This is a genomic window from Streptococcus sp. 27098_8_109, from assembly GCF_041432295.1.
Lineage (GTDB): Bacteria > Bacillota > Bacilli > Lactobacillales > Streptococcaceae > Streptococcus.
In genome coordinates, this window is the sequence record NZ_JAPVZJ010000009.1 from 1 (window position 1) to 22381 (window position 22381).

The window sequence follows — 22381 nt, forward strand, 5'->3', positions numbered from 1 at the left end:
ATATTTCTTTCGGTTGATAATAGGTCTCCACTTCTTTTTTGAGAAAGGCTAGAATGGAAGTTTCATCGGTCAGCTCCAGAAGGGAGAACCCTTTTTGGATAAGCTTAGAATCATCCCTACAAATCCCGATACGGACATAACAGATAGCAAGCATATCGTAACTTTTCTTGTTCTTGGCATCCTCTAGTAAAGTATAGCAGATTTGTTGACACATGTTTTTGTCTTGATGGTATAAGTAAATGGTGGACAGATTGAGTAGGATTGTCATTCGCAAGTCATATAAATGTTGATAGTTTTTATAGACTTCTAAGCGTTGCAAGATTTTTTCAGTGATGAGATGGAGGTGTTCAATGGGAAAGCTGAAAAGAATGGTATTGAGGATTTTTAGGTCGCTTTCATACCATGTATCTTGTTTTTCAATTTTTTCCCAAAGTTTTTTGACAGTCTGTTTCACTTGGTCTGACAGTTGCTCTGTACCATGTTGACGGATATGAATGACAACTTCCAGCATATCCCTGATTTCTTCTATAGGCAGATCGTGATGGGTCTTGAGATAGTTTTGGCATGTTTCAAAAAAATCAACTAGACCACTGCCACCAATGATGGAATTCATATTGAGATAAGTTTGCATGATTTCTGTCCGTTGGCTCGGCTGATAGAGATGGCAGATGTAGTCAAACTCTTCAAAACTCATATTCATTTGCCGGAGAAGAAAATCCATATTTTCATATTTAGGAGTTACTTTACCACTTTCAATCTTTGATAGGCTGGTTCTTGAGAGAACATTTCCACAGATCTCTTCTTGGGTCAATCCTTTTGACTCACGTATTTCTTTATAGACCTTTCCGAAATCATAACGCATGATTTTCTCCTTTTCGTGAAAAAAGTTAACAAATAATAAAATCCTATTAAAAATATTGTATCATAGTAATATAAAAAGTAGAAAATAAAACTAAAATAAGATTGGTATAATTTTAAAATGGGCTTAACAGTACTATGATGTAGCTAGAAAAGGGGGGATAAAATGTTTAAAAATAAGGAACTTTTTCGAGTAGTTATGATATTTGTGATAGGAATTATCCTAATTTTAATGACACCCGTCTTATTTAAAGTTGTGATGGAACTATTTTCAAAATAAATAGGCCTCTGCTTTATGTAGAGTCGTGAATCAGGAGGTTAAGTGATGAACTACAATTTAAAATATCTTTTATCAGGAATATTTGTCCTAGTCTTTATAGGTTTCCTAGTCTGGATGCGTTATTTTAATCAGAGGAAGGAAGAAGAGCATTCGGATGTGTCTTTTGAAGCGAGGTTAGATAGTGAGGTCAAGGCCTTATATAAACAACTAGGATTGGGTGAGGAGCCTCATTATTTCTTAGCCTATCGCTACCTACATCCCTGGTTTAATTTGGCGATTTTACCACCAACAGTTGAAATTTTCTTAACTAAAATAGCGCTGGTGATGGTGACTCCAGATGAACTGCTGATAAGAAATCTTGGGAATGGGATGACTTTCACAAGTGAGCACCATCGCGATTTGCGGCAAGGACTTATCCGCATTCCAAAATCAGAGATGAAAGAATTTGAGATTCGCAACTGGAAAAGAGTTTTTGTATTGGGCGATTTTTTGACAATTAAAACAAGCCAACATAGCTATTATTTGCAGGTCAGAGATGATGGACTTCAAAAGGGAAGTCTCTCTACCAAACATTTCTCCGACTTGAAACGACAAGATTTTCTCGGATTATTGACAGATAAAAGGACATTCTGATAGACAATTGCCCCAAAAATGGAATCTCTGAATGTTCAACAATTCAAAAACCACACAGTGTTTTCAGACTTGAACACAATCAAGCTGAGAGAATCACTGTGTGGTTTTATTGGAAAGTTAGTTTTTGCTAGCCTTTTATGTACTTTGTTCGATAAAAGACAATTAAATTAGTGATAGCCGATTGCTTACTGCTGACCGAATGATGTAACTCCGCCACCTAAACTAGCGAGATCATCACTGTTTGTTGTGGGAACTCCAGCATTGTTACTATTGGTATTAGTTTCTGCTTGAGCTTCTGAAGTATTAGCTGCTTGATTTTGTGTACTTGCCACATCATTTCCGCTGCTGCCAGCACTATCAGATGAAGGTGGTTCGCTTGCAGGCGCTTGTGAACTGTATCTGCTCCCATTTGACTCAGTATAGGATGGAGTGTAGCTCCCTCCTCCTGAAGAATAGGTTTCTCTTTCCCCCTCGCTACTAGTCGTTCCTGTTTCTTTTTTGTCAGTCTTTTGTCCTTCTTTTTTGGTCAAGACTTCAACTTGCTTTTGGAATTTAGAAATTAGTTCTTGGATGGGTTTTATTTTTTCATCAATAGTGGCTTGTTCGCTTGTGGAGTTAACACTTTTAATGATTTCTAGTATTTTTTGTAAGGAAGTGATGGCTGTTTCAAGTGTTTGTTTATCTTCAAACTGACTATCGGATTCCTTTATATCCATTTTTAAAGCTTTTTCGCTATAATGATTGGTGATTTTATCGGACGTAGTAGTAAGAAAGTCTGCTAATGTTTGCTTGCCTTCGTCAGTGTTTGGCTTCAATTCTTGAATTCTTTTCCAATCTTCTATAATTGTTTCAGAATCGATATTAAAATCTTTGATGGCTTTTTTTACTTGTTCGACATCTTGTTCATTTTTTTGCCGTTTGAAGAAAGCAATATTGCCTCTTTCTGTTAAGATGTTTTCTTGGTGAATGACTAGACCAATTAAAAGTCCAATACTTGCGACAATGATAATAGTAAAAATGGTATTTTTTGATTTTAGAATATCTTTGTAGTTTTTCACAATCGTTCTACGTACATGGATGGTAGTATCTTTAAGGGATCATGTACGTATTCCTCCTCAATATAGTATATCATTTTTAGTTTATTTTATAAATAAGATAATAAGCAGTAGAGGGATTAAGCTATAAATTACCCTCTTTTTAAACAATTATATATGTATTTACAAAGAGGTTGGTCGATTGACAGCCTCTTTCTTGTCTTCTCCAACCAAGCATGTTATAATGAATACTGCTCAAGCGACCTTCAATCGTTAAGCACACACGACCTTCAATCGTGAATAAACGAATAGATGGGAGACTTACCATGAGTGAGAACTCTAAAACACGTGTTGTCGTAGGGATGAGTGGTGGTGTTGATTCGTCGGTGACAGCTCTTCTTCTCAAGGAGCAGGGCTACGATGTGATCGGTATCTTCATGAAGAACTGGGACGACACAGATGAAAACGGCGTCTGTACGGCGACCGAAGATTACAAGGATGTGGCTGCGGTAGCAGACCAGATCGGCATTCCTTACTACTCTGTCAATTTTGAAAAAGAGTACTGGGACAGCGTTTTTGAGTATTTCCTAGCGGAATACCGTGCAGGACGCACGCCAAATCCAGATGTTATGTGCAACAAGGAAATCAAGTTTAAGGCCTTTTTGGACTATGCCATGACCTTGGGGGCAGACTATGTAGCGACTGGGCATTATGCCCGAGTGGCGCGTGATGAGGATGGCATCGTTCACATGCTTCGTGGTGTGGACAATGGCAAGGATCAGACTTATTTCCTCAGCCAACTTTCGCAAGAACAACTTCAAAAAACCATGTTCCCACTAGGACATTTGGAAAAGCCTGAAGTTCGCAGACTAGCAGAAGAAGCAGGCCTTGCAACTGCTAAGAAGAAAGACTCGACAGGGATTTGCTTTATCGGAGAAAAGAACTTTAAAAATTTCCTCAGTAACTACCTGCCAGCTCAGCCTGGTCGCATGATGACTGTGGATGGTCGCGATATGGGCGAGCATGCTGGGCTTATGTACTATACGATTGGTCAGCGTGGTGGACTTGGTATCGGTGGGCAACACGGTGGTGACAATGCCCCTTGGTTCGTTGTCGGAAAAGACCTAAGCAAGAATATTCTCTATGTAGGACAAGGATTCTATCATGATTCGCTCATGTCAACCAGTCTAGAAGCCAGTCAAGTTCACTTTACTCGTGAGATGCCAGAGGAATTTACGCTAGAATGCACAGCAAAATTCCGCTACCGTCAGCCTGATTCGAAGGTGACCATCCATGTCAAAGGAGATAAGGCAGAGGTCATCTTTGCAGAACCGCAACGCGCGATTACACCAGGACAGGCAGTTGTCTTTTACGAGGGCGAAGAGTGTCTAGGTGGTGGTTTGATTGACAATGCTTACCGCGATGGACAAGTTTGTCAGTACATTTAGATTGACAAATTTTCTCAATTTGCTACAATAATAAAAGCAATAGAAATGATGGTCAAAGCTCATGGATGTTGCAGGCTTTTTTGTCCTGCACTTCTTTGGAGTTTTGACTATTTTTGTGTCGTTTAAGGGAAAGGACAAGAATGACTCAGCAAGACTTTCGGACAAAAGTAGGAAATACAATTTTTGGAGTTCGGGCGACAGCCTTGATTGTCCAAAATCACAAGCTCCTAGTTACCAAAGACAAGGGCAAGTATTATACTATCGGCGGTGCGATTCAAGTTAACGAAAAAACGGAAGACGCGGTAGTCCGTGAAGTGAGGGAAGAACTGGGTGTCAAAGCTCAAGCTGGACAGCTAGCTTTCGTAGTTGAAAATCGTTTTGAACAGGACGGTGTTTCCTATCACAATATCGAGTTTCATTATCTGGTGAATTTGCTTGAAGATGCTCCATTGACCATGCAGGAAGACGAAAAAACGAAGCCCTGTGAGTGGATTGACTTAGACAAGCTTAAGGGTATCAACCTAGTTCCAGCCTTTCTAAAAACAGCCCTACCAGATTGGGACGGCCAACTAAGACACATTCATCTTGAGGAATAGGAGAGAAACATGACATATAATTTTACTGAAGAATACGATATTATTGTAATCGGTGCGGGACACGCTGGGGTCGAGGCTTCCTTAGCTGCTAGCCGTATGGGCTGTAAGGTCTTGCTTGCGACTATCAACATTGAAATGCTGGCTTTCATGCCTTGTAACCCCTCTATCGGTGGTTCTGCCAAGGGGATCGTTGTGCGTGAAGTTGATGCCCTCGGTGGTGAAATGGCCAAAACAATTGATAAGACTTACATCCAGATGAAGATGCTCAATACAGGGAAGGGGCCAGCTGTCCGTGCTCTTCGTGCGCAAGCTGATAAGGAACTTTACTCTAAGGAAATGCGCAAGACAGTTGAAAATCAAGAGAATCTGACCCTTCGTCAAACCATGATTGATGAGATTTTGGTGGAAGATGGTAAGGTTGTCGGTGTTCGTACAGCGACCCATCAAGAGTATGCTGCCAAGGCTGTTATCGTGACGACAGGAACAGCCCTCCGTGGGGAAATTATCATCGGAGACCTCAAGTACTCGTCAGGTCCTAACCACAGCTTGGCTTCTATTAACCTTGCTGACAATCTCAAGGAACTGGGCCTCGAAATTGGTCGTTTCAAGACAGGAACCCCTCCACGTGTCAAGGCTTCTTCAATCAATTACGATGTGACCGAGATTCAGCCAGGAGACGAAGCGCCTAATCATTTCTCCTACACTTCACGAGATGAGGATTATGTCAAAGATCAAGTGCCATGCTGGTTGACCTATACCAATGGTACCAGTCATGAGATTATCCAAAACAACCTCCACCGTGCGCCTATGTTTACAGGTGTGGTCAAGGGAGTGGGGCCTCGTTACTGTCCGTCGATTGAGGACAAGATTGTGCGCTTTGCGGACAAGGAACGTCACCAACTCTTCCTTGAGCCAGAAGGGCGCAATACAGAGGAAGTCTATGTTCAAGGTTTATCAACCAGTCTGCCTGAGGATGTCCAACGTGAGCTGGTTCATTCCATTAAAGGTCTGGAAAATGCTGAGATGATGCGAACAGGTTATGCCATTGAGTATGATATGGTCTTGCCTCATCAGTTGCGTGCGACTCTGGAAACCAAGAAAATCTCAGGACTTTTCACTGCTGGTCAGACAAATGGTACATCTGGATATGAAGAGGCAGCAGGTCAAGGGATTATCGCGGGTATCAACGCAGCGCTGAAAGTCCAAGGCAAGCCTGAGTTGATTTTGAAACGCAGTGACGGTTATATCGGGGTCATGATTGATGACTTGGTGACCAAGGGAACTATTGAACCTTACCGTCTCTTGACCAGTCGTGCTGAATACCGTCTCATTCTCCGCCATGATAATGCCGATATGCGTTTGACAGAGATGGGACGCGAGATTGGACTTGTTGATGATGAACGCTGGGCTCGCTTTGAAATCAAGAAAAATCAATTTGATAATGAGATGAAGCGCCTAGACAGCATCAAACTCAAGCCAGTCAAGGAAACCAATGCCAAGGTTGAGGAGATGGGCTTCAAGCCGTTGACAGATGCAGTGACAGCCAAGGAATTCCTTCGCCGTCCAGAAGTTTCTTACCAAGATGTGGTGGCCTTCATCGGACCAGCTGCAGAGGACTTGGATGACAAGATTATCGAATTGATTGAAACAGAAATCAAATATGAGGGTTACATCTCAAAAGCTATGGATCAGGTTGCCAAGATGAAACGCATGGAAGAAAAACGCATTCCAGCCAATATTGATTGGGATGACATTGATTCTATCGCAACCGAAGCCCGTCAGAAGTTCAAACTTATCAATCCAGAAACCATCGGCCAAGCCAGCCGTATTTCGGGAGTAAACCCAGCAGATATTTCTATTTTGATGGTGTATTTGGAAGGTAAAAATCGTAGTATTTCTAAAACTCTTCAAAAATCAAAATGATACGTCGTCGGCTTCGGCTCACCTAACTCAAGTTATGCTTTCGCCTAACCTTCTAGTCTGATTTCGATTTTTATTGAGTTTTAATCTCAAAAGAAAGCATAGAGAAAAAACAGCTCCGAAGACGGGGCTGTTTTGTTGACTTGTACTCAATAAAAATCAAAGAGCAAACTAGGAAGCTAGCCGTAGGTTGCTCAAAGCACTGCTTTGAGGTTGTAGATAGAACTGACAAAGTCAGTAACATATATACGGCAAGGCGAAGCTGACGTGGTTTGAAGAGATTTTCGAAGAGTATTATTCTTCATCTGGTGTGAGGATCATCGGGATAATAATCGGTTCACGTTCGGTATTTTCATAGAGGAAGGGGCGAATAGCGTTGACAATGGCACCATTGACAGATTGCACGCTAGCATCCTTGTTTTTCAGTGCGATACGAATGGCATTGAAAAGGATACGCTGACTTTGGCGAATCAAGTCGCCAGACTCTCTCATGTAGACAAAGCCTCGACTGAGGATGTCTGGACCAGATAGAATCATCTGCGATTTGAAGTCAACAGTTGCGACTGCCAGAACGACACCGTCTTCAGATAGATCACGACGATCTTTGAGGACAGCTGCGCCGATTTCACCGATACGATTTCCATCGACATAGATGTCTTGGGCGTTGAAATGACCTGCAATACGAGCTGAGTTAGCAGTAAGGGCAAGCACATCACCATTGCTCATGATAAAGATATTGTCCTTCTCAACACCAGTATCCACCGCAAGTCCAGCATGGACTTTTTGCATGCGGTATTCACCGTGAACAGGCATGAAGTATTTTGGCTTAATCAAGCGGAGCATAAGTTTTTGCTCTTGTTGGCCACCGTGTCCAGATGTATGGATATTGTTAACCTTACCGTGGATAACTTCGACACCAGCTTCTGAAATGATGTTAATCAGCTTGTTGACGCTAGTAGTGTTTCCAGGGATTGGGCTAGAAGAGAAGATAACCGTATCACCGGGTTGGAGTTGTACCTGACGGTGGGTTCCGTTGGCGATACGAGAGAGGGCTGCCATTGGCTCGCCCTGACTACCTGTACAGAGGATGAGAACCTCGCCTGCAGGGTAGTCTTTTATTTCATTTGGCTCGATAAAGGTTCCCTTAGGAGCTTTGATGTAGCCAAGGTCGATTCCGTTGACAATGGCCTTTTCCATAGAACGACCAAAGACCGCAATCTTGCGTCCAGTCTTAACAGCGGCTTCTGTTGCTTGTTGGAGACGGAAGATATTTGAGGCAAAGGATGCAAAGATGATACGTCCCTCTATGCCTTGGATAATCTTCATGATGGACTGGCCAACGACTTTTTCAGAGTTGGTAAAGGTTGGAATTTCTGCATTTGTCGAGTCAGACAGGAGACAGAGTACACCGTCTTCACCAAGAGCTGCCATACGGTGCAAATCTGCTGGTTCACCAACTGGTGTTAAGTCAAACTTGAAGTCACCCGTACAGACAATTTTCCCTTGAGGAGTATGAATGACAATCCCCAAAGGTTCTGGAATAGAGTGAGTCGTTCTAAAGAAAGTTGCCTTGAGATTTTTAAAGGTCAACTCAGTATTGTGGTTGATTTCGTAAAGTTTGGCGTTGCGCAAGAGGCCGTGTTCTTCGAGTTTTCCACGGATCAAAGCCAAGGCAAGCGGTCCAGCATAGATAGGGACATTTGCTTGCTTGAGTAGGAAAGGAATCCCACCGATGTGGTCCTCGTGTCCGTGGGTAATCAAAACAGCCTTGACGCGGTCGATATTGTCGACTATGTAAGAGTAGTCAGGGATAACATAGTCGATACCAAGCAAGTCATCTTCTGGGAATTTAATCCCAGCATCGACGATGATAATCTCGTCTTGGTATTCAATTCCGTATGTGTTTTTCCCGATTTCTCCCAGACCACCGATGGCAAAAACGCCGACTTCTTCAGGTTTAAGAGTGTAGGCCATATTAGAACTCCGTAATTTCGAAGGCGCCAGTTTCTTTTTCGTAATCTAGCAATTTGTCAGACAAGAGTTCGATATACTCGATATTGTACTCTGGGCGATTTTCTTCGACAAGTTGGCGAGCAGCGATACGGCCCTCAAGTTCTGAGTTAGCATCGATGTCTAGGTATAGTGCGCGTGTTGTTTCACGACGTGGGCTACGTTCTTTTGTTTCTTGATAAAAAACTTTGTAAATCATATAGTTCCTTTCTATTTTACAGGTCAGCTTATTCCAAACTTTTAGCATAGATTTGCTTGATTTCATTCCATTTTGTGTCTAGATTGACCTTGATTCGTTACAATTATTTCAATTATACCACAAAATGAAAAATTAGTAAAAGACGGAAACGAGAAAGTCACAGGACGATTTCTTTGGTAATCGTTTGCAAAAATAAAGAAAATATGTTATTTTGAAAATGGAAGTGGAATTTATCGTTTGTCTTAATTCACTATAGATTTTAAGTAAAGGAGGTTGCCCTATGTATAACTTATTTGCTTTTGCTATCGGAGCTCGCTTGGTAGCTTTTATTGTTTTTGTTGCTTGCGTTTATGCGGGGAATCTTCTATTTGCCAAACTGGAACGACGACAAACCAAGTTCTTGTGGAAAATTACCTTTGTGACTCTCTACTCGCTTTTTCTCCTCCTCGTAACCTATGTCGTTTGGTTTGTATTTTACTTTGGATTAAATGCTTAGATGCCCTGCTCATGCTGGGGCATTTTTGTTTGGGGGCAAAGAAAATTCCCATGTGCCAGCTTTTGTAGTATAATAGTAAGCAGACAAAAAGATAGGAATGTGTTATGAAAGTATTAGCTTTTGATACGTCCAGCAAGGCTCTTTCTCTCGCTATTTTAGAGGACAAGCAGGTTCTTGCCGAGACGACGATTAATATTAAGAAAAATCACAGTATTACCCTTATGCCTGCCATCGATTTTTTGATGGCAAGTTTGGATTGGACACCCAAGGATTTGGACCGAATCGTGGTGGCGGAAGGGCCAGGTAGCTACACAGGTTTGCGAATCGCGGTAGCAACTGCCAAGACTTTGGCTCATACCCTGAACATTGAGTTAGTTGGTATGTCTAGCCTCTTGGCTCTGGTGCCCTACCAACAAGAAGGCTTGTTCGTTCCCTTGATGGATGCGCGTCGCAACAATGTTTATGCAGGATTTTATGAAAATGCCAAACCTGTCATGCCAGAAGCGCACCTATCTTTTGAAGAGGTGTTAGAGAAAGTTAAGGGTGCTAGTCAGGTAACCTTTGTCGGAGAAGTTGCCCCCTTTGTGGAGCAGATTCAAGAACACTTGCCAAGGACTAATTACAAAGAAACCTTGCCTAATGCAGCCAATCTTGCTCTTTTGGCTTGGGACAAGGAAGCAGACTCCTTGCATGATTTTGTGCCGAACTACCTCAAGCGTGTTGAGGCTGAGGAAAACTGGCTCAAGAACCATACCGAGTCTGGTAAGTCCTACATTAAACGCCTATGATAGAAATCAAACGAACTCACCAGCAACCTGATCTGGCTCAAGCCATCTACGCTGTTATGATAGCTGTTTACCCAGTCAGTCCTTGGACGCTGGAACAAATCCAAGCAGACCTGTCCCAAGACCAGACTTGGTATGCTCTAGCTTATGATGGGGAAGAAGTGATTGGCTTTCTAGCTGTGCAGGAGAATCTTTTTGAGGCAGAAGTCCTGCAAATCGCTGTCAAACAAACCTATCAGGGTCAGGGAATTGCATCAGCCTTGTTTGCTCAATTGCCGACAGACAAGGAGATTTTCCTCGAAGTCAGAAAGTCAAATCACCGAGCACAAGCATTTTACAAGAAAGAAAAGATGGCAGTCATCGCTGAGCGAAAGGCCTACTACCATGACCCAGTCGAGGATGCCATTATCATGAAGAGAGAAATAGATGAAGGATAGATATATTTTAGCATTTGAGACATCCTGTGATGAGACCAGTGTCGCCGTCTTGAAAAACGACGATGAGCTCTTGTCTAATGTCATTGCTAGTCAAATTGAGAGCCACAAACGTTTTGGGGGCGTAGTGCCAGAAGTAGCCAGTCGTCACCATGTCGAGGTCATTACAGCCTGCATCGAGGAGGCGTTGGCAGAAGCAGGGATTACCGAAGACGATGTAACAGCTGTGGCGGTTACCTATGGACCTGGCTTGGTGGGAGCTTTACTAGTTGGTTTATCAGCTGCTAAGGCCTTTGCTTGGGCACATGGACTTCCGCTGATTCCCGTTAACCACATGGCTGGTCACCTTATGGCAGCTCAGAGCGTGGAGCCTTTGGAGTTTCCCTTGCTAGCCCTCTTGGTCAGCGGTGGACACACAGAGTTGGTTTATGTTTCGGAGGCGGGTGACTACAAGATTGTTGGGGAAACGCGAGATGACGCGGTTGGTGAGGCCTATGATAAGGTCGGCCGTGTCATGGGCTTGACCTATCCTGCCGGTCGTGAGATTGACGAGCTGGCTCATCAGGGGCAGGATATTTATGACTTTCCTCGTGCCATGATTAAGGAAGATAATCTGGAGTTTTCATTCTCAGGTTTGAAATCTGCCTTTATCAATCTTCACCATAATGCCGAGCAAAAGGGAGAAAGTCTGTCTACAGAGGACTTGTGTGCATCCTTCCAAGCAGCTGTCCTGGATATTCTCATGGCAAAAACTAAGAAGGCTTTGGAGAAATACCCTGTTAAAACTCTAGTCGTGGCAGGTGGTGTGGCAGCCAATAAAGGTCTCAGAGAACGCCTAGCAACCGAAATCGCAGATGTCAAGGTCATCATTCCACCTCTGCGCCTCTGCGGAGACAATGCAGGTATGATTGCCTATGCCAGCGTCAGCGAATGGAACAAAGAAAACTTTGCAAGCTTGGACCTCAATGCCAAACCAAGTCTCGCTTTTGATACCATGGAATAAAGAGTCAGCTTAGGGCTGGCTTTTTTGCTCTCTTAAATGTCAGAATATTTTGACAAATAATTGTGAATAATGATATACTATATAAAAAATAGGAGGTGGTGAGATGATTGAGAGAATGGAGTTGGGAGAATTTTACAAGGAATTACGTTTGGCGAGAAAGCTCAAGCAGTCAGATGTGGCTTGTGCTGGTCTAACAGCCTCTCAGTTGTCCAAGTTTGAACTAGGGCAGTCTATGCTATCTGCGGATAAGTTGATCCTAGCCATCCAAGGGATCAATATGAATTTTGATGAGTTTGGTCATAAGCTAAACAATTATCAAGAATCCCTACATATGCAGATTGGTAGAAAGGTTGTGGATCGCTTTGCCCACCAAGATATAGCTGGTTTAGAGCAACTGTTGGAGGAAGTCGAGCAAGAACAGATGGCAGAGACCTATCGTCGTTTGAATGCCATTGTAATTAAAAACGCACTCCATTCCTTAAATAAGAACTATCCATTAGTAAAAGAAGATAGCGAGTTTTTGACTATCTATCTCTATGCTATTGAGTCTTGGACCTGGTTTGAACTCTATCTCTTTTGCAATACCATGCCCTTCTTGAGCAATCAAGATTTGATATTTTTATCGACCGCTTTAATTGAGAAATCTAGGGAATTTAAAGAGTTGGTACATAATCGATTGTATATGAAAAGTGGATTTCTGAATATTATATCAGAACTCATGGAGCGTAAACTTTTCTCTTATATCCCAATTTTTGAAGCTGAGCTAGAGAGCATGCTTCGTCCATACGATGTTTTTGAAAAAGTATTGTGGCAGTTTTTAAAGAAAATGAAGATTTTCCTTCAAACCAAAGGAAGCAATCAAAAAGAGATTGAAAGATTTATCCAATCTCTGCAAGTATTAGAAAATCCACAATTGCTAGCCCTCTTCGAATTGCGTTTGAAGCAATACAAAGAACTTATTGAGTAGTCAACAATTGCAAATCTGAAATTTCTATAAGAAAAAATATCAAATATGCGATTTTCTAAAATAAGCTAATTTTCGTGTTATACTATCCTTGTAAAGCACTTCAAGCAGATCCTAAGTCGCAGAAGTGGTTTATAGATGGGAATTCGTACAGTATATGTTTAATTATGAGCATACTGTAAATGGCTGGACTAAAAGTGAAACTTGGCGTCCTAGATAAAATGAGGTAAACGATGGAAAAACAAAGTCAGTTACAAATGTTAATTCATTCCCTATACAATAATAAAGAAATTAGCTTGACGGAAGAATTTAGGAAGCAATTGCTGGAAACAGCAAAACAGTTCTCTAGTACTAATGAAGATTTGTTAGCTGTACGTCTTTCTTTTGCCGTCTCTAAAGAATTGTTGAGCTTTAAAGGTGAACCGCCGACAGAGTTGTTGGATTTAGCAAAATTTGTCCAAAAGAAAGAAGCTAAATACAAGCAGGGAATAGTGTGGTCTGGTATTTTTAAGATATGATTTATTATAAAATACGGCATGAACATCATATAATGGATGAATCTGAATATGAGCAAGGCTTGGAGTTCAATATTAAACCAAGTCTTGTTTTCTATACACTGGAACTTTAAAAGGAGTTGTGATGAAAGTATTTCTTCAAAATAGAGATTTTAGGCAATTAACCATCAACCAGTGGATTTCAACGGTTGGGGATACGATTTTTTATCTGGCCTTTTTGAATTATGTGGCAGATGCATCTTTTGCCCCTTTGGCGATTTTACTGATCACGATTTCAGAAACCCTTCCTCAAGTTCTGCAAATCTTTCTGGGAGTTTTGGCGGATTTTCAACATCATCGTGTCCTAAAATATACAATGATTAGTTTTGCAAAATTTTTGCTTTACTCTATCGTTTCTTTATCACTTTCAGGGCAGTCCTTTTCCTTGTTATTAGTAGCATTTATTTGTCTGATTAACCTCTTATCTGACACATTGAGTTATTTTTCAGGCGCCATGCTCACTCCGATTTTCATTAGAATTATTGGGCAAGACCATCTGGCAGAAGCTATTGGATTTAAACAGTCAACTGTTAGTTTAGTGAAAACAATCAGTAATATTCTAGGAGGAGTCTTACTAGGTATTCTATCTATCCAGTCTATTTCCTTACTGAATGCTCTGACCTTTTTAATCGCATTTTTAGGTATTCTTTTCATAAAAACAGACCTCTTGAAAGTAGAAAAAACGATTAGCTATCAAGAAGGACTCTCTGTAAAATCCTTTTGCCAGCATCTGCTCCAATCATCAAAATTGATATGGAATATGAATAAGGTGCTCTTGGTTTTGTTTATTATCTCTATTAGTCAAGCAGTGATAAATGTTACAGTTCCTGTTTCTACTCTGTTTTTGAGGAATCAGCCCTTTTTGAATTTACAAACAGGTCAATCTCTTGCCTTGTTATCCACCCTTGAATTGTCAGCCCTTATTGTCGGAAGCCTTGTGAGTGGCTATCTGAAGAATACAATCTCCATAAAACTAGCCCTATATGCCTCGCTTATTATCCAATTACTCCTTTTAGTTGGCTTTGTGGCAGTTCGTTTTGACTGGATTCTTATCTTTAGTGCCTTGGATGCCTTTTTCGCAGGTATCCTCTCTCCTCGATTACAGGAACTCATTTTTAAACAAATACCTGAGGAGTCAATGGGAGCAGTTCAATCCTCTATCGGTGCCATTACAGTTGTTTTACCTAGCTTATTTACAATAGCTTTGGTAACCATTGCTACTAGCTTTGGAACTCTGGCAGTTAGCTTTGTTTTATTGCTATTTCTTCTAGCTGCCTTTATCATACTCTTGAATATCCGTGAAAACATTTAGCGAAGAATGTGTATATTATATGTTTGAGACTGGATTCCAGTCTGTTTATGATGGCTACAATCAGCAGACTGTTAAATTTTTGAGAAAGTTGCTTGACATTTCAGACCAATCGGTTTATAATTAAAAAATGTAGAGATAAATACATGAGAAAAGAAGAAAAAACAAGACTACGAAGAGAGAAAATCATTACCGCTGCTTTGTTTGAATTTGCTACAAAAGGCTATCAAGGTTTTGTCATCAATGAACTTTGTAAAGTGGATGGTATTTCCAAAGGAGTTTTGTATCATAATTTTTCAGGGAAATCAGACCTCTATCTAACTTGTTTTCAGGAGAGTTTTGAGAAAGCTTTGGCAGTGTTTCTGGGGGTGGAAGGTCAAGTGCCCTCCTTAGCTGATTATATGGAAAGACGTCACCAATTTTATCAGCAATACCCAGAACATAGCCACATTTTCTTTGAGGCAATGATTGCGACACCAGAAGAATTGGAAGCAGACATTGCACCACAGAAAGCTATCTTTTTGGACTTGAATGAACAAGTTTGTCAAAAACTTATATCAGAATCCAAACTGAAAGAGCATATTGATGAGAAACGAGCTATGGACTATCTGCGATTGATTCAGGATATGTTTCGTTCCTATTATTTAACTGTTTCGTCAGATAGCAGTTTGCCTGACTTGGTTTCAGGATATGAACATCAATTATCACAGGTTTTGGATATGATGATTTATGGAATACTAGAGGAAGATTCCTCTAAAAAAGGAGAAAAATAATGTCGAAAATTTGGAAATGGTTGTTACTAATTGCGGGTATTTTTGCAGTTTTTGCAGGTTTTAATATGTTTGCACATCCTCTTATTAGCTTGGCTTCCATGACTTTCTTGTTTGCACTTGTATTTGCAGTTCAAGGGATTTCTGAGATTGTACAATACTTCAAATCAGAAGAAAAGCATGGCTGGAATTTATTTGGAGGAATTGTTACCCTCATCCTCGCTCTTACCTTATTCTCAGGTAGCTTTATTGAAATGGTAACATTTGTACCATTTATCATTTCTTTATGGGCCTTGACAAATGGTATTACAAAAACTATCGTTGGTTTCAAGGTTCGTAAGACGGATAAATCGGTAGGTACCCCTCTAGTTTGGATGGGGATTTTAGGAATCGTAGCAGGTTTAATCATGATGGGATACCCATTGATGACCGGTCTCTATATTAGTTACACCATTGCCTTTGTCTTTATTTATCAAGGTATTGTGGCAATTGTTCAATTCTTCAAGATTAAATAAGAATAAAATGGAGTCTGTCTGATTACAATCAGCAGACTTTTTTCTCTTTCCTGAATGTGTTATAATAGTCCATGCTATGGCTGGAGCCTTTTCAGCCTACTTATACTCTTCGAAAATCTCTTCAAACTGCGTCAGCTTCTATCTGCAACCTCAAAACAATGTTTTGAGCAACCTGTGGCCAGCTTTCTAGTTTGCTCTTTGATTTTCATTGAGTATTATTAAGACAATATGAGGAGAAAGATGAAAGAAAAAGGATTTTGGGAGGGGGCGCAGGCGGCCATGCCAACGGCCCTTGGTTATGTCAGTATTGGCTTGGCCTGTGGGATTATTGGTGCGCCCTATGTGACACCTGTTGAGATGGGCTTGATGAGCCTCTTTGTTTATACTGGGAGTGCCCAGTTTGCCATGTTGGCACTGATTGCGGTTCAAGCACCTGTGGCAGCTATTGCTATGACGGTCTTTTTGATTAATTTGCGTCTCTTTTTGTTGAGTTTGCATGCGTCAACCTATTTCCGTCATACCAGTCTCTGGCAAAATATCGGTATGTCTAGTCTCTTGACGGATGAGACTTATGGCGTTTTGATGGGCGAGTTAGCCCATACAGACAAGGTCAATCCTATGTGGATGCACGGAAACAATCTCAACAGCTATGTGGCTTGGTTTGTGGGAACAGTTGTCGGAACGGCTCTGGGTGGTCTGCTGCCAAATCCAGAAATCTTTGGCTTGGATTTTGCCCTGGTTGGGATGTTCATTGGAATTTTTGCTTCGCAATTCCAGATTATGCAAAGACGGATTCCTGTCCGCAATCTGCTCATTATCCTAGCAGTTGTTGCGGTGTCCTTCTTTTTACTCTTAACAGTGGTGTCTCAGTCGCTAGCTGTTCTGTTTGCGACCTTGCTAGGTTGTACAATGGGGGTGGTTTTAGATGGTCAGTAAGTATCTTTTATTAGCAGTTATTTTCTCTGGCTTGGTGACTTGGATTCCCCGTATCATTCCCTTCATCTTGGTCAAGTATAAGGGCTTGCCTGCTATCGTTGAGCGTTTTTTGAAATTCTTGCCCGTTTCCATTATCTTTGCCTTGATTCTGTCAAGCGTAGTGACAGGTAAGGTTGGGAGCCTTCCTCAAATCAAATGGCTGGATTTCTTAGCAGTCTTTCCAACAGCTTGGGTAGCCTTTCGTTATCGCAATCTAGTCGGAACAGTTCTCTTTGGAGTGGTCTTAATTGCACTCTTGCGTTTGGTCTTTTAATACTCTTCGAAAATCAAATTCAAACCACGTCAGCGTCGCCTTACCGTATATATGTTACTGACTTCGTCAGTTCTATCTACAACCTCAAAGCAGTGCTTTGAGCAACCTACGGCTAGCTTCCTAGTTTGCTCTTTGATTTTCATTGAGTATAAATCAGCCATAAAGAAAACCTATCACAGAGATAGATATCATATAATGGCGTAAATGCTCTTTTTCTGTTAAGATTATAAGGTATTCTATTTTGGAGGAAATGACATGAAAAAAATCGTTAAATACTCATCTCTTGCTGCCTTAGGACTTGTTGCTGCAGGTGTGCTAGCAGCTTGCTCAGGTGGTGCTAAGAAAGAAGGAGAAGCAGCTAGCAAGAAAGAAATTATCGTTGCAACCAATGCTACACCAAAACCATTCAACTATGAAGAAAATGGCGAATTGACTGGTTACGAAATTGAAGTGGTTCGCGCTATCTTTAAAGATTCTGACAAATATGATGTCAAGTTTGAGAAGACAGAATGGTCAGGTGTCTTTGCAGGACTTGATGCTGACCGTTACAATATGGCTGTTAGCAACATCAGCTACACTAAAGAACGTGCTGAAAAATACCTTTATGCAGCTCCAACTGCTAAAAACCCTAACGTTCTTGTAGTGAAAAAAGATGACCCTAGCATCAAATCGCTTGATGATATCGGTGGAAAATCAACAGAAGTTGTTCAAGGGACAACTTCTGCTAAACAGCTAGAAGACTACAACAAACAACATTCAGATAATCCAACTGTCCTAAAGTATACTAAAGCGGACTTCCAACAAATCATGGGACGCTTGAGCGATGGCCAGTTTGACTACAAGATTTTTGATAAAATCGGTGTTGAAACAGTCATCAAGGACCAAGGTTTGGACAACTTGAAAGTTATTGAACTTCCAAGCGACCAACAACCTTACGTTTACCCACTTCTTGCCAAAGGTCAAGATGAGTTGAAAACATTTGTAGACAAACGTATCCAAGAACTCTACAAAGATGGAACTCTTGAAAAGTTGTCTAAACAATTCTTTGGAGACACTTACCTACCAGCAGAAGCTGATATTAAATAATTTTTTGAAATCATCCATTCTGAATCAGGTGGGTGATTTCTCAATTTTTAAGTATATAGTTTTAAACTATATATCTGATTATCTAATAACAATTTGTGAAATCAAACAAATTGTGAGATACTAGTACGGTATTATTTTTAAGGAGAAAGAATCATGAAAATTAAAAAATGGCTTGGTGTAGCAGCCCTTGCTACAGTCGCAGGTTTGGCTCTTGCAGCTTGCGGAAACTCAGAAAAGAAAGCAGACAATGCAACAACTATCAAAATCGCAACTGTTAACCGTAGCGGTTCTGAAGAAGCTCGTTGGGATAAAGTTCAAGAATTAGTTAAAAAAGACGGTATTACTTTGGAATTTACAGAGTTCACAGACTACTCACAACCAAACAAGGCAACTGCTGATGGCGAAGTAGATTTGAACGCTTTCCAACACTATAACTTCTTGAACAACTGGAACAAAGAAAACGGAAAAGACCTTGTAGCGATTGCAGATACTTACATCTCTCCAATCCGTCTTTACTCAGGTTTGAATGGAAGTGACAACAAGTACACTAAAGTAGAAGACATCCCAGCAAACGGAGAAATCGCTGTACCAAACGACGCTACAAACGAAAGTCGTGCACTTTACTTGCTTCAATCGGCTGGTTTGATTAAATTGGATGTTTCTGGAACTGCTCTTGCAACAGTTGCTAACATCAAAGAAAATCCAAAGAACTTGAAAATCACTGAATTGGATGCTAGCCAAACAGCTCGTTCATTGTCATCAGTTGACGCTGCCGTTGTAAACAATACCTTCGTTACAGAAGCAAAATTGGACTACAAGAAAGCACTTTTCAAAGAACAAGCTGATGAAAATTCAAAACAATGGTACAACATCATCGTTGCGAAAAAAGATTGGGAAACATCACCAAAAGCTGATGCTATCAAGAAAGTGATCGCAGCTTACCACACAGATGACGTGAAAAAAGTTATCGAAGAAACATCAGACGGTTTGGATCAACCAGTTTGGTAATAAGAAACAGGGAGGTGGGAGAGAAAATTCCACCTCTTGCTTTTGTATAGAGCATGGATTGTAAAGAAGACTATAGGTTCATAGAAAGGTAGAGAGAATATGGTTTTTCCTAGCGAACAAGAACAGATTGAAAAATTTGAAAAGGATCATGTGGCCCAGCATTATTTTGAAGTTTTGCGTACCTTGATTTCTAAGAAGTCAGTCTTTGCCCAGCAGGTTGGACTTAAGGAAGTTGCCAATTATCTGGGTGAGATTTTCAAGCGTGTTGGGGCTGAAGTGGAGATTGATGAGACTTACACGGCGCCTTTTGTCATGGCACATTTCAAGAGTTCGCGTCCAGATGCCAAAACCCTGATTTTCTATAACCACTATGACACTGTACCAGCGGATGGGGATCAAGTCTGGACAGAGGAGCCCTTTACGCTTTCGGTCCGCAACGGCTTTATGTATGGGCGTGGGGTTGATGACGACAAGGGTCATATCACGGCTCGTTTGAGTGCTTTGAGAAAATACATGCAGCACCATGATGACCTGCCTGTCAATATCAGTTTTATCATGGAGGGAGCGGAGGAATCGGCTTCGACAGACCTAGATAAGTATCTGGAAAAACATGCGAATAAACTCCGTGGGGCGGATTTGTTGGTCTGGGAACAAGGGACCAAAAATGCTTTGGAGCAGTTAGAAATTTCTGGTGGAAATAAGGGAATTGTGACCTTTGATGCCAGGGTGAAAAGCGCTGATGTCGATATCCACTCTAGTTATGGTGGGGTTGTGGAGTCAGCTCCCTGGTACCTCCTTCAAGCTCTACAGTCTCTTCGTGCCGCAGATGGCCGTATCTTGGTTGAAGGTTTGTACGAAGAAGTTCAAGAACCAAATGAACGAGAATTGGCCTTGGTGGATACTTACGCCCAACGAAATCCAGGGGAAATCAACCAGATTTATGGTTTGGAATTGCCTCTTTTACAAGAGGACCGTGCAGCCTTTCTAAAACGATTCTTTTTCGAGCCAGCCCTTAATATCGAAGGGATTCAGTCAGGTTATCAAGGACAAGGAGTCAAAACGATTTTGCCAGCAGAAGCTAGTGCTAAGCTAGAGGTTCGTTTGGTTCCTGGCCTAGAACCGCATGATGTTCTGGAAAAAATTCGGAAACAGCTAGACAAAAATGGCTTTGATAAGGTAGAATTATACTATACCTTGGGAGAGATGAGCTATCGAAGCGATATGAGCGCGCCAGCCATTCTTAATGTGATCGAGTTGGCCAAGAAATTCTATCCACAGGGCGTTTCAGTCTTGCCGACAACAGCGGGGACAGGGCCTATGCATACGGTCTTTGATGCCCTAGAGGTACCCATGGTGGCCTTCGGTCTAGGAAATGCCAATAGTCGAGACCATGGTGGAGATGAGAACGTGCGAATCGCCGATTACTACACCCATATTGAATTAGTAGAGGAGCTGATTAGAAGCTATGAGTAGAGATATTATCAAGTTAGATCAGATTGATGTGACTTTTCATCAGAAGAAGAGAACCATCACAGCGGTCAAGGATGTGACCATTCATATCCAAGAAGGGGATATCTACGGAATCGTTGGATATTCTGGAGCAGGGAAATCAACCCTTGTACGGGTGATTAATCTCTTGCAAAAACCATCTGCAGGGAAAATTACCATTGACGATGATGTGATTTTTGATGGCAAGGTGACCTTGACGGCCGAGCAGTTGCGTCGTAAACGTCAAGATATCGGAATGATTTTCCAGCATTTTAACCTGATGAGTCAAAAGACAGCAGAGGAGAATGTAGCCTTTGCACTCAAACACTCTGGACTTAGCAAGGAAGAAAAGAAAGCTAAAGTAGCCAAGTTGTTGGACTTGGTTGGCTTGGCGGATCGTGCTGAAAACTATCCTTCACAACTATCTGGAGGGCAAAAACAGCGTGTGGCCATTGCGCGTGCCTTGGCCAATGATCCAAAAATCTTGATTTCAGACGAGTCAACTTCTGCCCTTGACCCTAAGACAACCAAGCAGATTTTGGCCTTGTTGCAAGATTTGAACCAAAAATTAGGATTGACTGTTGTCTTGATTACGCATGAAATGCAGATTGTCAAAGATATTGCCAACCGTGTAGCAGTTATGCAGGATGGGCATTTGATTGAAGAGGGAAGTGTCCTTGAAATCTTCTCAGACCCTAAACAACCTTTGACCCAAGACTTTATCTCAACAGCTACAGGTATTGACGAGGCCATGGTCAAAATCGAGAAGCAAGAAATCGTGGAACATCTGTCCGAAAATAGTCTCTTGGTACAGCTCAAGTATGCAGGAGCTTCAACAGACGAGCCACTTTTGAATGAATTGTACAAGCATTACCAAGTAACGGCTAATATCCTCTATGGAAATATCGAAATCCTCGATGGTACTCCTGTTGGAGAATTAGTTGTGGTCTTGTCAGGTGAACAAGCAGCGCTAGCAGGTGCTCAAGAAGCCATTCGTCAAGCAGGCGTACAACTAAAAGTATTGAAGGGAGGACAGTAAGATGGAATCATTGATTCAAACCTATTTGCCAAATGTCTATAAAATGGGCTGGGCTGGTCAAGCAGGTTGGGGAACAGCCATCTATCTAACCCTTTATATGACAGTTCTTTCCTTCATCATCGGAGGTTTCTTGGGGCTAGTAGCAGGTCTTTTCCTTGTCTTGACAGCGCCAGGTGGTGCTTTAGAGAATAAGGTCGTTTTCTGGATTTTGGATAAGATTACTTCTATCTTCCGTGCGGTACCATTTATCATTCTCTTGGCAGTGTTGTCACCCTTTTCACACCTAATCGTAGGGACAAGTATCGGACCAAACGCGGCTATCGTACCGTTATCTTTTGCAGTATTTGCCTTCTTTGCCCGTCAAGTGCAGGTTGTCTTGGCTGAACTGGATGGCGGTGTCATTGAGGCGGCTCAAGCGAGTGGAGCGACTTTCTGGGATATCGTGGGTGTTTACCTATCAGAAGGTCTTCCAGATTTGATCCGTGTGACGACTGTGACCTTGATTTCCCTTGTTGGTGAAACAGCTATGGCCGGTGCGGTTGGAGCTGGTGGTATCGGTAACGTAGCCATCGCTTATGGATTTAACCGCTACAATCACGATGTGACTATCTTGGCAACTATCATTATCATTTTGATTATCTTTACAATCCAATTCTTGGGAGATTTCTTGACCAAGAAATTGAGCCATAAATAAAAAGAGCCG

The 22381-nt window shown here is 41.5% G+C and carries 24 protein-coding genes; 20 read left to right on the forward strand and 4 right to left on the reverse strand.

The window, feature by feature from the left end; translation table 11 throughout:
* Positions 1-862 (reverse strand): helix-turn-helix transcriptional regulator (locus tag O3664_RS04755; protein ID WP_247939694.1); only part of this gene is annotated, 862 nt, incomplete at its 3' end.
* A 321-nt stretch (positions 863-1183) separates the two neighbouring features.
* Here O3664_RS04755 and O3664_RS04760 point away from each other — a divergent pair.
* Positions 1184-1771: a hypothetical protein gene (locus O3664_RS04760; protein ID WP_049551378.1), complete on the forward strand. Its 588-nt coding sequence runs from the start codon at positions 1184-1186 to the stop codon at positions 1769-1771.
* A gap of 185 nt (positions 1772-1956) precedes the next feature.
* On the opposite strand, the gene O3664_RS04765 is transcribed toward O3664_RS04760, so the two are convergent.
* Positions 1957-2829 carry a hypothetical protein gene (locus O3664_RS04765; protein ID WP_261081070.1) on the reverse strand — a complete coding sequence of 291 codons (873 nt, stop codon included), beginning with the start codon at positions 2827-2829 and terminating at the stop codon, positions 1957-1959.
* Positions 2830-3131: 302 nt separating this feature from the next.
* On the opposite strand from O3664_RS04765, the gene mnmA reads away from it, so the two are divergent.
* The 3 genes from mnmA to mnmG all read left to right on the forward strand — a co-directional run bounded on the left by mnmA (position 3132) and on the right by mnmG (position 6772).
* Entirely contained in the window at positions 3132-4253 is a 1122-nt protein-coding gene (gene mnmA / locus O3664_RS04770) for a tRNA 2-thiouridine(34) synthase MnmA (protein WP_261057607.1), read from the forward strand.
* 140 nt (positions 4254-4393) lie between these two features.
* Positions 4394-4849: an NUDIX hydrolase gene (locus O3664_RS04775; RefSeq protein WP_371613697.1), complete on the forward strand. Its 456-nt coding sequence runs from the start codon at positions 4394-4396 to the stop codon at positions 4847-4849.
* A 9-nt stretch (positions 4850-4858) separates the two neighbouring features.
* Positions 4859-6772, forward strand: coding sequence for a tRNA uridine-5-carboxymethylaminomethyl(34) synthesis enzyme MnmG (mnmG, locus tag O3664_RS04780; RefSeq protein ID WP_084928746.1), 1914 nt, complete (start codon positions 4859-4861; stop codon positions 6770-6772).
* A gap of 291 nt (positions 6773-7063) precedes the next feature.
* Here mnmG and rnjA read toward each other — a convergent pair whose 3' ends face one another.
* A complete protein-coding gene (gene rnjA, locus O3664_RS04785) occupies positions 7064-8743 on the reverse strand; it encodes a ribonuclease J1 (RefSeq protein ID WP_049500725.1) in 1680 nt (559 codons plus the stop codon).
* A 1-nt stretch (position 8744) separates the two neighbouring features.
* Positions 8745-8978, reverse strand: a complete 234-nt coding sequence (locus tag O3664_RS04790) for a DNA-dependent RNA polymerase subunit epsilon (RefSeq protein ID WP_000639571.1) — start codon at positions 8976-8978, stop codon at positions 8745-8747.
* Positions 8979-9258: 280 nt separating this feature from the next.
* Here O3664_RS04790 and O3664_RS04795 point away from each other — a divergent pair, with 280 nt between their 5' ends.
* The 16 genes from O3664_RS04795 (at position 9259) to O3664_RS04870 (ending at position 22372) form a co-directional block, all read left to right on the forward strand.
* Positions 9259-9474 (forward strand): hypothetical protein, encoded by a 216-nt coding sequence (locus tag O3664_RS04795; protein WP_000282478.1) that lies wholly within the window; start codon positions 9259-9261, stop codon positions 9472-9474.
* 104 nt (positions 9475-9578) lie between these two features.
* The gene (gene tsaB, locus O3664_RS04800) at positions 9579-10262 is read left to right on the forward strand and encodes a tRNA (adenosine(37)-N6)-threonylcarbamoyltransferase complex dimerization subunit type 1 TsaB (protein ID WP_020901818.1); all 684 of its coding nucleotides are present in this window, start codon (positions 9579-9581) and stop codon (positions 10260-10262) included.
* Positions 10259-10696: a ribosomal protein S18-alanine N-acetyltransferase gene (rimI, locus tag O3664_RS04805; RefSeq protein WP_020901819.1), complete on the forward strand. Its 438-nt coding sequence runs from the start codon at positions 10259-10261 to the stop codon at positions 10694-10696. Before tsaB ends, rimI begins: the two co-directional genes overlap by 4 nt.
* Positions 10686-11696 (forward strand): tRNA (adenosine(37)-N6)-threonylcarbamoyltransferase complex transferase subunit TsaD, encoded by a 1011-nt coding sequence (tsaD, locus tag O3664_RS04810; RefSeq protein ID WP_020901820.1) that lies wholly within the window; start codon positions 10686-10688, stop codon positions 11694-11696. The genes rimI and tsaD overlap by 11 nt, the downstream gene beginning before the upstream one ends.
* Positions 11697-11799: 103 nt before the next feature.
* Positions 11800-12663 carry an Rgg/GadR/MutR family transcriptional regulator gene (locus tag O3664_RS04815; RefSeq protein WP_020901821.1) on the forward strand — a complete coding sequence of 288 codons (864 nt, stop codon included), beginning with the start codon at positions 11800-11802 and terminating at the stop codon, positions 12661-12663.
* A gap of 230 nt (positions 12664-12893) precedes the next feature.
* A complete protein-coding gene (locus O3664_RS04820; RefSeq protein ID WP_004254985.1) occupies positions 12894-13178 on the forward strand; it encodes a bacteriocin immunity protein in 285 nt (94 codons plus the stop codon).
* 121 nt (positions 13179-13299) lie between these two features.
* Positions 13300-14526: an MFS transporter gene (locus O3664_RS04825; protein WP_000862437.1), complete on the forward strand. Its 1227-nt coding sequence runs from the start codon at positions 13300-13302 to the stop codon at positions 14524-14526.
* 143 nt (positions 14527-14669) lie between these two features.
* Entirely contained in the window at positions 14670-15296 is a 627-nt protein-coding gene (locus tag O3664_RS04830; protein WP_001224323.1) for a TetR/AcrR family transcriptional regulator, read from the forward strand.
* Entirely contained in the window at positions 15296-15808 is a 513-nt protein-coding gene (locus O3664_RS04835) for an HdeD family acid-resistance protein (protein ID WP_023948489.1), read from the forward strand. The genes O3664_RS04830 and O3664_RS04835 overlap by 1 nt, the downstream gene beginning before the upstream one ends.
* Before the next feature lie 240 nt (positions 15809-16048).
* On the forward strand, positions 16049-16744 hold the full coding sequence (locus O3664_RS04840) for an AzlC family ABC transporter permease (RefSeq protein ID WP_371613698.1): 696 nt from the start codon (positions 16049-16051) through the stop codon (positions 16742-16744).
* On the forward strand, positions 16734-17057 hold the full coding sequence (locus tag O3664_RS04845; RefSeq protein WP_000253922.1) for an AzlD domain-containing protein: 324 nt from the start codon (positions 16734-16736) through the stop codon (positions 17055-17057). Before O3664_RS04840 ends, O3664_RS04845 begins: the two co-directional genes overlap by 11 nt.
* 255 nt (positions 17058-17312) lie before the next feature.
* Positions 17313-18143: an amino acid ABC transporter substrate-binding protein gene (locus O3664_RS04850; protein WP_004254995.1), complete on the forward strand. Its 831-nt coding sequence runs from the start codon at positions 17313-17315 to the stop codon at positions 18141-18143.
* Positions 18144-18296: 153 nt separating this feature from the next.
* The gene (locus O3664_RS04855) at positions 18297-19151 is read left to right on the forward strand and encodes a MetQ/NlpA family ABC transporter substrate-binding protein (RefSeq protein ID WP_023948487.1); all 855 of its coding nucleotides are present in this window, start codon (positions 18297-18299) and stop codon (positions 19149-19151) included.
* Positions 19152-19250: 99 nt separating this feature from the next.
* A complete protein-coding gene (locus O3664_RS04860) occupies positions 19251-20624 on the forward strand; it encodes a M20/M25/M40 family metallo-hydrolase (protein WP_084927993.1) in 1374 nt (457 codons plus the stop codon).
* Positions 20617-21678 carry a methionine ABC transporter ATP-binding protein gene (locus O3664_RS04865; RefSeq protein WP_084927992.1) on the forward strand — a complete coding sequence of 354 codons (1062 nt, stop codon included), beginning with the start codon at positions 20617-20619 and terminating at the stop codon, positions 21676-21678. The genes O3664_RS04860 and O3664_RS04865 overlap by 8 nt, the downstream gene beginning before the upstream one ends.
* A 1-nt stretch (position 21679) precedes the next feature.
* Positions 21680-22372: a methionine ABC transporter permease gene (locus O3664_RS04870; RefSeq protein ID WP_084927991.1), complete on the forward strand. Its 693-nt coding sequence runs from the start codon at positions 21680-21682 to the stop codon at positions 22370-22372.
* The last annotated feature ends 9 nt before the right edge of the window (positions 22373-22381 follow it).